Raw genomic sequence first — 11,233 nt, forward strand, 5'->3', positions numbered from 1 at the left:
CCGGTACGTCATGCGATCACACCGGCCGGTACGTCACCGCCGCTGATCGCCGGCGCGCCATCCGCCGAGGATCACCGGCGAGCGGTACGCGCGCGCCGGTAGAGGATCGCGCCCCCGACCAGCATCCCGGCGCTGAGCGGCACGGCGTAGCCGAGCGTCCCGGCACCGGTGTGCGCGAGCTGCCCGGCCGGCCGCGCCGGGGCGGTGCCGGTGTGCGGCGCGCCCGCGGGGTGCGTCCGCGCGACCGGGGTGGCCGGGGCGTGCGGGGCCTGCGGCCCTTGAGGCACGTGCGCCCGCGGCTCGTGCGGGGTGCCGGGGTGGTGCGGCTGCCCCGGCTGGTGCGGCGTACCAGGGTGGTGCGGCTGACCCGGGTGGTGCGGCGTGCCGGGGCCCTGGGGGTGGTGCCCCCGCTCCGGCGGCTGCCCGGGCTGCGCCGGTCCGCCCGGGTGGTGCGGCCGGCCCGGACCCGCCGGCGAGACAGTGCCGCAGTCGTTGCCGAAGGCCGGGTTCAGCAGCCCGATCACGTCGACGCTGTTGCCGCAGGCGTTGACCGGGACGTCGATCGGCGCCTGGACGGCGTTGCCGGACCCGACACCGGGTGAGTTCGCCGCGCCGCCGGCGGCACTGGCGCCGCCGTGCCCGCCGGACGACCCGCGGTGCTCGCCGCCCTGGCCGTGGCCGCTTCCCTTGCCGTGCCCCTGACCGTGGCCGTGGTGCCCGCCGGCCCCGTTCACGCAGTTGTTGCCGAACGCCGGGTTCAGCAGCCCGACCACGTCGACGGTGTTCCCGCACGCGTTGACCGGGACGTCGATCGGGAGCTGGATGGCGTTACCGGATCCGACACCGGGCGAATGCGCCGTGCCGCCCGCGGCCGTGGAGTCCGCGTGTGCGTACCCGGCGGCCATGGCGAGCACGCCACCTGCGGCCGCCATGGTGATCAGGCCTTTTCTTGCGACCTGTCTCATAGTTTTCCCCTGCCTTGTGCCTTACAGGAATGCGGGCCGGTGGCGGCCCGCGGAGGTGGGGTCACGCTCCGCGGACCGCCTCGTGGGGAGGTTTCACCCGCCCGCGAAAATGCCCAGCGGCTCCGGGACGCCGAAATCGGCATCCCGGAGCCGGACCGGGCCGACCCGCATATGGGGCCGGTTACACCATCAATAACGTCAGTGGTTCAGACAGGTGTTGCCGAAAGCGGGGTTCAGCAGACCGATCACGGAGACCGTGTTGCCGCAGACATTCACCGGAACGTGTACCGGGACCTGCACGACGTTGCCGGAAACGACGCCGGGCGAGTGCAGCGCGGCACCCTGGGCACCCGAGTCGGCAACGGCCAGGCCGGCGCCGGCGAATACCACTCCACCGGCGACCGCAGCGGCGGCGACGACCTTCTTGATCATGGTTCCTCCTCATAGGCAATGCGATCCCAGCCGCGGACCGCACTCACGTCAACGAAGGCCGAACCGTTGAAGCTACGAACACATCGCAGCTTTCACTCTTTCCAGCGAACTCAGCGCGAACGACAGGAAATTCACGCCGATCCCCCACTCCCCCAACCGCACTCTACGTGCTCCCTATCTGCTCCCCCACACGACAAAAACCGCCCCGAACGACCAAAAAACCGTTTCCCCCGCCCGGCGGCGACCACAGGATCCGCCCCACACCGGCGGCGCTCACCTCAACTCTGGTCAATGAACCGATCGAGCACCCGCACCCCGAACTTCAGCCCGTCCACCGGCACCCGCTCGTCGACCCCGTGGAACATCCCGGCGAAGTCCAGCTCCGGCGGCAGCTTCAGCGGCGCGAACCCGAACCCGCGGATCCCCAGGTCGTCGAAGGACTTGGCGTCCGTCCCCGCGGAGAGCATGTACGGCACGGCCCGCGCGATCGGGTCCTCCGCCTGGAGCGCCGACTGCATCGCGTCCACCAGGGCGCCGTCGAAGGTGGTCTCCAGCGCCTTGTCCGCGTGCACGTCCTCGCGCCGCACCCGCGGCCCCAGGATCCGGTCCAGATCCGCCAGGAACTCCTCCTCGTACCCCGGCAGGAAGCGGCCGTCGACGTGCGCGGTGGCCTCCCCCGGAATCACGTTGATCTTGTAACCGGCGCCCAGCTGCGTCGGGTTGGCGGTGTTCCGCAGCGACGCCCCGATCAGCTTGGCGATCCCGCCGAGCTTGGCCAGCGTCTCGTCCATGTTCTCCGGGTCCAGCTCGGTCCCGAGCGCGTCCCCGAGCTCGTCCAGGAACGCCCGCAGCGTCTTGGTCACCCGCACCGGGAACTCGTGCCGCCCCAGCCGCCCGACCGCCTCCGACAGCTCGGTGATCGCGTTGTCCCGGTGGATCATCGAACCGTGCCCGGCCGACCCGGCCACGGTCAGCTTCATCCAGTGCATGCCCTTCTGGGCCGTCTCCACCAGATACAGCCGCAGGTTCTCGTTCACGGTGAACGAGAAACCGCCCACCTCGCTGATCGCCTCCGTCACCCCGTCGAACAGCTCCGGGTGGTGATCGACGAGGTACCGCGCGCCGTACGTCCCGCCGGCCTCCTCGTCCGCCAGGAACGCCAGCACGATGTCCCGCGGCGGCTTGCGCCCCGTACGCAGCCGGTCACGCACCACCGCCAGCGTCATCGCGTCCATGTCCTTCATGTCGACCGCGCCGCGGCCCCATACGCACCCGTCCGCGATCTCCCCGGAGAACGGGTCGTGGGTCCAGTCGTCCGCGTTGGCCGGCACGACGTCGGTGTGCCCGTGGATCAGCAGCGCCGGCCGCGACGGGTCCTCGCCCTCGATCCGGGCGATGGTCGAGGCGCGCCCCTTGTGCGACTCGAAGATCCGCGGCTCCAGCCCCACCTCGGCGAGCTTCTCCGCGACGTACTCGGCGGCGGCGCGCTCCCCCGGCCCCGAGTGATCACCGTAATTGCTGGTATCGATCCTGATCAGATCCCGGCAGAGATCGACCACCTCGTCCTCACCGGTGACCGAACGGGCCGGCTGCGACTCACTCACACTGCCTCCTCATGGTTCACGGCCGCGGCACACCCGACGGCACCCCGCGGCGGGCGTCCACCGCCATCCTCCACCCGCCACCCCCTCCGCCCAAGGCCGCAATACTCCCGACATCCCCTGGTCACAGCCCCGCGCCCGCCCCCGACCGGGGGTGATCGACCACCCCCGAACGTTTGCTATTGTTTTCCTCGTCGGAACGGCCCAGGGGCCGCCCCGGCACACACCTGAGTCCGGGTGGCGGAATGGCAGACGCGCTAGCTTGAGGTGCTAGTGCCCTTTATCGGGCGTGGGGGTTCAAGTCCCCCCTCGGACACAAACGAAGAGGGTTGTGACTCTACGGTCACAGCCCTCTTTCGCGTACTCACAGGGGGTGACACCCCGAAAGTCTCCCAGAGGGGATGCGGACCCTCTCACCCGCGACGCACCCGCCAGAGACGTCAGTCACATTCCGTGACAGACTTCCGTGCCGCCTCCCTCGTCCACAGCGTCCGGGTGCCGCGGGAGTGCCGCGCAACGACCTGGACATGCGTATCAACGAAGCGGTGCACGTCACGAGCACGAACTGGCACGCTTCACCGAACTCCGCCCGCCCGCCACGGCCCGGCCCGCTCACTGCTGGGCGCGGGGGCGCTCCCACCCTCCCCGCTGGTCGGTTGGCGCAGGCAACGCAGGGAGAACCACTGAGCAGCTCCAGGCCGACCGGGCATGCCGGCCCGGGGCTACGAGTTGCCGAACCATCCGGGCACGTCGAGCAGGAACGGCTCTGCGGGCGTCACGCTGCGCAGGTCGGCTTCCAGGGCGCGGAGGCGGCCTTCGCCAAGGGTCTGTGCCCAGTCGGCCCGGAGGCGGTCAAAGATGCGCGCCGACAGGGCAAGGCAGTCAGTGCCGCGATCGGTGAGTCGTACGATCTTGCGCCGGGCGTCGCGCGGATCCGTGCCGCGTTCCACGTAGCCGAGGCGCTCCAGTGTGTCGATCGTCTTGCCGGCTGCCTGCTTGGAGACTCCGAGTCGGCGGCCGAGATCCGCTGCGGTGGTGCCGTCCGGGCCGATCGCCTGGAAGACGAAACCGTGCATCGGCCGGACGTCGGGGTGCCCTTGGCGTGCGAGCTCGTCGTGGAGGTCGTCGATCAGGACGCGGAAGGCAAGGAACAGTCGCAGCGGCAGCTCGAATCCAGGAGAGTCACTTGACACGATCGACAACCAGGTTCACCATTTCGACAACCATGTTGTCGAGTTTAAGGGTTTCCGTGATGCCTGTCATCCGCCACGCCGAGAGCCGCCGCACCGAAACGCCCAACGCCGTCATGACCACGCTCGCCTCGCCGACGCTGGGCGGCGCCGAACAGGCCGTGTGGCGCGTCGATATGCAGCCTGATGCCACGGGCCCCCTCCACACCTTCGACGCCGAGCAGGTGTGGACGGTAGTGCGCGGCGGCGCCACCGTTGAACTCGACGGCGAGAAGCTCACCGTGGTGGCGGGCGACACGGTCGTGATGCCCGCCGCAGCGCCGCGGCGCGTGTCCGCCGACCCGGAGCAGGGCTTCGCCGCCATCGTTGCCTCCCGTCCGGGCGCGAACGCTTCCGCTCCTGACGGAACGGGCAAGACAGTGCCGGCCTGGACCGTTTAGGCGCCGGTCATCTCATGCATCCAGGCGCGCTTGGCTTCAGCGGCGGCCACGCTCGTCAAGTGAACGATTCCCGTCCGCTGGTCACCTTGACGATGCGCAGTTGCAGAACTGTTCACCAGCACGTGGATCCCGCCGAACTCCTCGCCGATCTTGCGCGCTACGGTATCGACCTGCGACTGGGCCGCCATGTGGAGTTGAATGGACCGCACATCCGCGCCGCCCCCTCGACAGTTCACGCGCGGCCGCATGACCTCGTTCACGATCTCGCGCGCCGAGATGGACGACCATCCCCTAGGCGGCCAGGAGTCGGACAACTTCCCGGCCGATCCCTTGGTTGGCGCCTGTTACCACGGCTATGTCCACACTGGCCATAGCTCAGCATGGCCCCCGACAACGGCGCCACGTCCATCCAGGCATGGTTCGGTCAGGATTCCTGCGGCTTGAAAGGCACGAGGGGCTTCGTCGGTTGAGCAGTCCTCACCAAGAGAAGGCCGTCGATGCCGGAAAGGAGATGAAGAACCATCCGATCAACGGGACGGCTATGAGGAGAAGAGCCGCGGTCAGGGATTTCACCCAGGCAGGGGATTTTGCGCGGCTTTCGTTAGCCTTGGGACGTCAGCGAACGCGAGACTGCCAGCTCTTTGACGACTTTCCGCTTGATGTCCTCGGTGTCGGCGCGCGCCACGCGGACAACGACGCCCTCGGGCGGCAGGGCGTAAATCGCGTTCTCGCCCAATCGCAGCAGAACGGCGGACTGAGAGCGCAGTCCCGTTTGGCTGCATGCCGATGCAAGCGCTCGTGCCGCACTTGTTTCCGTTAAGCCCTCGTGATTCACGATTGCGTCCATCCGGCTCAGCTTCACGGTCGTGGCTTGCGGCTGTCAAGCGCCGTATGAGTCCGACTAGTTGGCCGATCAGGGGAGGTCGGTTGCACCATGCGTTCGCTGCGGAGGAGGTCGACGCGGGGGAGCGGTCGGTCGTGGGTTGGGGGCGTCACAGTGTCGCCTCGCTGGTGCTTTCCCGCACGGCGCCCCGCCCGGAGGGTCCGCCCACGGCGCCCTCGGAATGGGGGCAGCGGTCGCCGGAGGCCACCCGTACGACCCGTGCTGCCGCTCCCGACCGGGCTTCTTCGCCGCCGAGCAGCTGCCGTACGCGCCAGGGCACCGGCCGGTGGCGGGCCTGCGGCTCGCGCCCGTCAGCGGTGCCGCGGTGCGCTGCCACGCAGTACCCGCCGGGGAGGTGTCTAGGCGCCGGCGGGAGGCGGCGTAGCAGGGGCGTCCGCGGCTGTGGCGGGGGCGTCCGGGGGCGTTTCGGAGGTGGTGTAGAGGACCTCGCGGCCCTGTTCCGCGGCGCGGATGAGGGCTTCGCTGACGAAGTCGAGGAAGCGGGCGGCGTTTTCGAGGCGGGTGGCGGCCGGGGTGCCGCGGCCGAGGATGGCGACGCCCTGCCGGGCGGACTCGATGAACTCGTCGTTGGCCCGGGCGCTGCGGATCATCGCCTGGTACCAGAGGTCGTCGTCGACGACGTAGCGCTCGCGGCGGCCTTCGTCGCGTTCCCGGCGGACGAGGTCCAGGCCCTCGAGGAACGTGATCGCCTTGGAGATGGACGCCGGGCTGACGTTGAGGCGTTGGGCGAGTTCGGAGGCGGTGAGGCGGCCGGTGTCGGTGGTGTAGAGGCAGCCGAGCACCCTGGCCATCATCTTGGGCAGGCCCGAAGTCATGAAGACGGTGGTGAGGCTTTCCTGGTAGTCGCGTACGGCCTCGGCGTCGCGGCCGTACGGCTGCGGGCGCGCCGGCGACCCACCGGGCGCTGCCTGCCTGCGCCGGTGGGTGCGCTGCTGGGTGGCGCGGTGGGCCAGGTCGGCGCGGTAGCCGGCGGGGCCGCCGTTCCGCATCACCTCACGCGTGATGGTGGAGGTGGGCCGGTCGAGGCGGCGGGCGATCTCGGCGTAGGCCAGGCCGTCGGCCAGTCCAGCCGCGATCTGCTGGCGCTCCTGCTGGGTGAGCCTGCCTCCCGGCATCACGACCCCCTTCGTGCGCCAGGGGTGTTCCATGGCGCTGCTCGCTCTTGCTTGACGCCTCCACCATAGCGTTCATCTTCACTGTATTGCAACGAGCGATTGCTTGATCGTTGCGTTCAGCGAGAGGGCGTTGCAATGATGTTGACGTTTCTAGCTGCGGAGATGCGGTTTTTCTGCAATGAGGTTGTTGCTGCACGGTCGAAAGCAACGTAGCTTTTCCAGTGTTCGGAAACGACAGCCGTCAGCGCGAGGAAGCAGGAGAGCATCATGCAGAAGTTCGACACCCAGGCCCCGATCACCGCCGTCCTCGGCATCCCCGCCGGGCGCGTCCAGTTGATCGCCGCGGAGCGGACCGACACCGCCGTCGAGGTCCTGCCCGCGAACGCCTCGAAGGGGCGCGATGTGAAGGCGGCGGAGCAGACCACGGTCGTGTACGCCGACGGGGTCCTGCGGATCGAGTCCTCGGCGAAGGACCAGTACTTCGGGCCGTCCGGAGCCGTCGAGGTCACGGTCAAGCTGCCCGCCGGTTCGCGGGTCGAGGGCAGGTCGGGCGGCGCCGAGCTCCGGACCGTCGGCCGCCTCGGCGACGTCGCGTTCGACGGCGCGTACCGCCGGATCAAGCTGGACGAGGCCGCGAGCCTGCGCCTGTCCGCGGTCGACGGCGACGTCGAAATCGGCCGGCTGGGCGGGCCCGCGGAGATCAGCACCGCGCGGGGCGACATCCGGATCACCGAGGCCGCCGGGGGCAAGGTCGTGCTCCGTACCGAGTCCGGCGACATCACGGTCGGCGCGGCCGCCGGCGTCTCGGCGGCCCTGGACGCCGGCACCGCCAGCGGCCGGATCAGCAACGCCCTGAAGAACGACGGCGGCGCGGACCTCGACATCCACGCCACCACCTCCTACGGCGACATCACTGCTCGCAGCCTCTGAGCGGTTCTCCGCGGGGATCGCCCTTCCTCACTGCGCCGCGCACGCGTCCCGCCCTTACCGCATACCTCGTACAACCCGTTCACACCGTGAACCCCGTACGACCCACCCGCACCACAAACCCCGTAAGCCACGAACGTCATCGAACCCCACAAGGAGCACCAGTCATGTCCCTCGACCTCACCGGCCGGAACAGCGGCTTCTCCGGAGCAGGGCTGCGCAGGATCCGCGACGTACTGGCACGGCACGTGGATTCCGGAAAGATCCCCGGACTCGTCGCGCTGTTCAGCCGGGGCGACGAGACGCACGTCGAAGCGCTCGGGACGATGCTCCACGACGGGGGCGCACCGATGCGCCGGGACACGATCTTCCGGATGGCCTCGACGTCCAAGCCGGTCACGGTGGCGGCGGCGATGATCCTGCTGGACGAGTGCCGGCTGCGCCTGGACGACGTGGTGGAGCCGTGGCTGCCCGAACTCGCCGACCGGCGGGTGCTCAAGCGGATCGACGGCCCGCTGGACGACACCGTGCCCGCGCGGCGGCCGATCACCGTACGGGACGTACTGACCTCCACGTTCGGGCTCGGTATGGATATGACGGCGCTGGGCACCCCGATCATGAACGCGGTGTTCGAGCAGGGGCTCACGCCCAATCTGCCGGAGCCGATGCCCGAACCGGACGAGTGGATGCGCCGCCTGGGCACGCTCCCGCTGATGCACCAGCCCGGGGAGCGCTGGCAGTACCAGATCAGCAGCGATCTGCTCGGCGTGCTGGTCGCCAGGGTCACCGGCCAGTCGTTCGAAACGTTCCTGCGGGAGCGCGTCTTCGACCCGTTGGGCATGAAGGACACCGGCTTCCATGTGCCCGCGGAGAAGATCGACCGGCTGCCGCCCCTCTACACCCCCGACCCGGGGACCGGGGAGTTCATCGTCTGGGACGCGGCCGAGGGGGGACGCCACAGCCGTCCGCCGGCGTTCCAGGACGGGGGCGGCGGCCTGGTCTCCACCGCCGACGACTACCACGCGTACTTCCGGATGCTGCTCAACGGCGGAGCGCACGAGGGCGAACGGATCCTGTCCCGGCCCGCCGTCGAGCTGATGACCACCAACCGCCTCACGCCCGAGCAGAACGCCGCCCGGACAGCCATGGCCCGGGACAACGTCCATGTGTCCTTCGGCCAAGGGCAGCACGGCGGCTGGGGCATGGGGATGGCGGTGCGTACGTACCGCGGTGACTACGCGCCCCTCGGCCAGTTCGGCTGGGACGGCGGCAGCGGCACCTCCACCTACGCCGACCCGCACAACGGGCTCACCGGCATCCTGCTCACCCAGGTCGGCATGTCCACCCCGGATTCGGCGCGGGTCATTCATGACTTCTGGACGACGCTCTACCAGGCGGTGGAGGACTGACGCGGCACCGGAGGCCAGGCGGCCACGCACCGGGACGTAATTTCCGGTGCGTGGCCGGTGGGCTGGTGCGTAGGGTGCCATCGGTTCGTTGTGGTGCTGGGCTGGTGGAAGGGGTGCGGGGAAGTGTTGATCTTTGATGCGGATGACACGTTGTGGGAGAACAACGTGATCTTTGAGCGGGTGATCGACGAGTTCACGGGGTGGATGGCGGGGCCGGGGCTGGACCGGGCCGGGGTGCGGGCCGTGCTGGACGAGATCGAGGCGGCGAACGCGCGGACGCTCGGGTACGGCAGCAAGGTGTTCCTGCACAGTCTCGGGGAGTGCGTGGAGCGGTTGCGGGGGCGGGCGGCCACGGCGGCGGAGCGGGCGCGGATCGCGGGGTGGGCGGCGGCGTTCGCGGGCGAGCGGGTCGAGCTGATGCCCGGGGTCGCGGAGACGCTGGCGGAGCTGGCGCGGCGGCACGAACTGCTGCTGCTCACCAAGGGGGACAAGGAGGAGCAGGAGCGGAAGGTGGCCGCGTCGGGGCTGACCGGGCACTTCCGCGGGGTGCACATCGTTCCGGAGAAGAACGTGGCCACGTACGAGGAGCTGACGCGGGCGTACGGGCTGGTGCCGGAGACCGCGTGGATGATCGGGAATTCCCCGAAGTCGGATATTTTGCCGGCCCGTTCGGCGGGGTGGAACGCGGTGTTCATCCCGCATCAGCACACGTGGGTGCTGGAGCACGAGGAGCTGGATCCGGGGGACGGGAAGGTGCTGCGGCTGGCGGCGTTCGGGGAGTTGGTGGAGCACTTCTGAGGATCTGAGAGGTACCCGAGGGGGCCGGTCGCTGGGGCGGCCGGCCCCTTGGATGTTGGGGGGCGGGCGTCAGAGGGTGCGGAGGCGGACTCGGGCCGGGCCCGTTGGCTGGAGGGTGATGCCGGCGGCTACCGGGACGTCGTGGTCGATGGCCTCCAGTGCGTTGGCGCGGAGCAGGGTGGCCAGGGCCAGGACGGATTCCAGCATCGAGAAGTGCTGCCCGATGCAGGCGCGCGGGCCGCCGCCGAACGGGAACCACGCGTACCGGTGCCGTTCCGCCTCGCGTTCCGGGGTGAAGCGGTCCGGGTCGAAGCGTTCTGGGTCGTCCCAGAGGTCCGGGTGCCGGTGCGTGACCCAAGGGGCGACGACGACGTCGGCGCCGGCCGGGAGCGGGTGGCCGGCGACCTCGGTGGCCTCGACGGCCCGGCGGCTGACGACGGCGGCGGCCGGGTAGAGCCGCATGGACTCCTTGAGCGCGCGGGTGAGGCGCGGGAGGCGGTCCAGGTCGGCGGCGGTGGGGGTTCGGTCGCCGAGGACGCGGGTGAGTTCGTCGCGGATGCGGGCCTGCTCGCCGGGGTGGCGGGCGAGGAGGTGGAGGGTGAACGCCATGGAGGTGGCGGTGGTCTCGTGGCCGGCGAGCAGGAAGATCAGGACCTGTTCGCGGACCTCGGTGGCGTCGAGTGCGCCGTCCTCGTCGTTGCCGGCGGCGGCGAGGAGGGAGAGCAGGTCGGTGTGGGTGGGAGCGCCTTGAGCGGAGGCTGTGCCTTCCGCTTGGGTGGTGGGGGCCGCTCGGCGTTCGGCGATGATGCGGTCGCAGAGGGCGTTGAGTTCGTCGGTGACGCGGCGGACGCGGAGGTTCCGGGGGGTGGGCCAGTCGCGGGGCACCTTCAGGGGCGCGTACGCGCGGCGGACGACGTAGTCGTTGATGACCGGCGCGGAACGGTGGATGGCCTCCACGGCGGCCTCCACATCGAGGCCGAAGAGGATCCGGGCGACGGTGCGCAGGGCCAGCCGGTTCATCTCGGGGACGAGGTCGACCACGCCGTCCTCGACCGACCGCCAGCGGGCGTTGACCGCGTCCGCCTCGGTGGTCACGGCCTCGGCGTAGCCGTCCACCCGGCGCCTGGTGAACAGCGGCTGTACGAGGCGGCGCTGGCGGAGGTAGTCCTCGTCCTGGCTGGTGAGCAGGCCGTTGCCGAACGCCTGGCGGACCTCCTCGTACAGCGGGTGGTCCTTGCGGAAGTTGGCGGCCTGGGTGCCGAGGATCTGCTGGACGCCCTCGGGCGCGAAGACGGCGTAGAAGACGCTGCGGAGCCCGGGCGGGCCGGCCTCCAGGCGGACGACGTCGCCGTGTTCGCGCTGTGCTCTTAAGAACGCGCCGAGGGAGTCGCGGCGGAGGTCGAGCAGGGAGCCGATGAGGGGGAGGCCGGTGGGGCCGGGGATGGTGGGGGT

12 protein-coding genes and 1 tRNA gene are annotated in these 11,233 nt (G+C 70.2%); 5 read left to right on the plus strand and 8 right to left on the minus strand.

The features are described from left to right. Positions 1-71: 71 nt before the first annotated feature. The 3 genes from ADL22_RS36800 to ADL22_RS08980 form a co-directional block, all read right to left on the minus strand. The gene (locus ADL22_RS36800; RefSeq protein ID WP_066975533.1) at positions 72-965 is read right to left on the minus strand and encodes a chaplin; all 894 of its coding nucleotides are present in this window, start codon (positions 963-965) and stop codon (positions 72-74) included. Between the two features lie 198 nt (positions 966-1,163). Next, positions 1,164-1,397, minus strand: a complete 234-nt coding sequence (gene chpH / locus ADL22_RS08975) for a chaplin ChpH (RefSeq protein ID WP_066975534.1) — start codon at positions 1,395-1,397, stop codon at positions 1,164-1,166. Between the two features lie 278 nt (positions 1,398-1,675). Beyond that, positions 1,676-3,001, minus strand: a complete 1,326-nt coding sequence (locus ADL22_RS08980) for a M20/M25/M40 family metallo-hydrolase (RefSeq protein ID WP_066975535.1) — start codon at positions 2,999-3,001, stop codon at positions 1,676-1,678. Between the two features lie 228 nt (positions 3,002-3,229). Between ADL22_RS08980 and ADL22_RS08985 the strand changes: the two genes are divergently transcribed. Further along, a tRNA-Leu gene (locus tag ADL22_RS08985) sits at positions 3,230-3,314 on the plus strand. 406 nt (positions 3,315-3,720) lie between these two features. Here the strand turns inward: ADL22_RS08985 and ADL22_RS08990 are convergent. After that, entirely contained in the window at positions 3,721-4,191 is a 471-nt protein-coding gene (locus tag ADL22_RS08990; protein WP_199836249.1) for a MarR family winged helix-turn-helix transcriptional regulator, read from the minus strand. 59 nt (positions 4,192-4,250) lie between these two features. Here ADL22_RS08990 and ADL22_RS08995 point away from each other — a divergent pair, with 59 nt between their 5' ends. Beyond that, positions 4,251-4,628 carry a cupin domain-containing protein gene (locus tag ADL22_RS08995; protein ID WP_066975536.1) on the plus strand — a complete coding sequence of 126 codons (378 nt, stop codon included), beginning with the start codon at positions 4,251-4,253 and terminating at the stop codon, positions 4,626-4,628. On the opposite strand, the gene ADL22_RS09000 is transcribed toward ADL22_RS08995, so the two are convergent. The 3 genes from ADL22_RS09000 to ADL22_RS09005 form a co-directional block, all read right to left on the minus strand. Then, the gene (locus tag ADL22_RS09000) at positions 4,625-4,816 is read right to left on the minus strand and encodes a hypothetical protein (protein WP_066975538.1); all 192 of its coding nucleotides are present in this window, start codon (positions 4,814-4,816) and stop codon (positions 4,625-4,627) included. The two genes, ADL22_RS08995 and ADL22_RS09000, sit on opposite strands and share 4 nt — an antisense overlap. 413 nt (positions 4,817-5,229) lie before the next feature. Next, positions 5,230-5,475 carry a hypothetical protein gene (locus tag ADL22_RS36035; protein ID WP_234430605.1) on the minus strand — a complete coding sequence of 82 codons (246 nt, stop codon included), beginning with the start codon at positions 5,473-5,475 and terminating at the stop codon, positions 5,230-5,232. A 395-nt stretch (positions 5,476-5,870) separates the two neighbouring features. Beyond that, positions 5,871-6,647 (minus strand): GbsR/MarR family transcriptional regulator, encoded by a 777-nt coding sequence (locus ADL22_RS09005; protein ID WP_066975560.1) that lies wholly within the window; start codon positions 6,645-6,647, stop codon positions 5,871-5,873. A gap of 267 nt (positions 6,648-6,914) precedes the next feature. Here ADL22_RS09005 and ADL22_RS09010 point away from each other — a divergent pair, with 267 nt between their 5' ends. The 3 genes from ADL22_RS09010 to ADL22_RS09020 all read left to right on the plus strand — a co-directional run bounded on the left by ADL22_RS09010 (position 6,915) and on the right by ADL22_RS09020 (position 9,781). Beyond that, positions 6,915-7,577, plus strand: a complete 663-nt coding sequence (locus ADL22_RS09010; protein WP_066975540.1) for a DUF4097 family beta strand repeat-containing protein — start codon at positions 6,915-6,917, stop codon at positions 7,575-7,577. 164 nt (positions 7,578-7,741) lie between these two features. Next, complete coding sequence (locus ADL22_RS09015; protein ID WP_066975542.1) at positions 7,742-8,983, plus strand: serine hydrolase domain-containing protein; 1,242 nt, start codon at positions 7,742-7,744, stop codon at positions 8,981-8,983. 123 nt (positions 8,984-9,106) lie between these two features. Beyond that, positions 9,107-9,781 (plus strand): HAD family hydrolase, encoded by a 675-nt coding sequence (locus ADL22_RS09020; RefSeq protein WP_066975544.1) that lies wholly within the window; start codon positions 9,107-9,109, stop codon positions 9,779-9,781. A gap of 69 nt (positions 9,782-9,850) precedes the next feature. On the opposite strand, the gene ADL22_RS09025 is transcribed toward ADL22_RS09020, so the two are convergent. After that, the gene (locus tag ADL22_RS09025) at positions 9,851-11,224 is read right to left on the minus strand and encodes a cytochrome P450 (protein WP_079063961.1); all 1,374 of its coding nucleotides are present in this window, start codon (positions 11,222-11,224) and stop codon (positions 9,851-9,853) included. Positions 11,225-11,233 lie beyond the last annotated feature (9 nt).

The organism is Streptomyces sp. NRRL F-4489 (genome assembly GCF_001509485.1).
Lineage (GTDB): Bacteria > Actinomycetota > Actinomycetes > Streptomycetales > Streptomycetaceae > Streptomyces.

Bases quoted from the DNA above. Each gene is read 5' to 3' on its own strand.
- ADL22_RS36800 (WP_066975533.1), bottom strand. From the start codon at position 965: ATGAGACAGGTCGCAAGAAAAGGCCTGATCACCATGGCGGCCGCAGGT.
- chpH (WP_066975534.1), bottom strand. From the start codon at position 1,397: ATGATCAAGAAGGTCGTCGCCGCCGCTGCGGTCGCCGGTGGAGTGGTA.
- ADL22_RS08995 (WP_066975536.1), top strand. From the start codon at position 4,251: ATGCCTGTCATCCGCCACGCCGAGAGCCGCCGCACCGAAACGCCCAAC.
- ADL22_RS09000 (WP_066975538.1), bottom strand. From the start codon at position 4,816: ATGGCGGCCCAGTCGCAGGTCGATACCGTAGCGCGCAAGATCGGCGAG.
- ADL22_RS36035 (WP_234430605.1), bottom strand. From the start codon at position 5,475: ATGGACGCAATCGTGAATCACGAGGGCTTAACGGAAACAAGTGCGGCA.
- ADL22_RS09005 (WP_066975560.1), bottom strand. From the start codon at position 6,647: ATGCCGGGAGGCAGGCTCACCCAGCAGGAGCGCCAGCAGATCGCGGCT.
- ADL22_RS09010 (WP_066975540.1), top strand. From the start codon at position 6,915: ATGCAGAAGTTCGACACCCAGGCCCCGATCACCGCCGTCCTCGGCATC.
- ADL22_RS09015 (WP_066975542.1), top strand. From the start codon at position 7,742: ATGTCCCTCGACCTCACCGGCCGGAACAGCGGCTTCTCCGGAGCAGGG.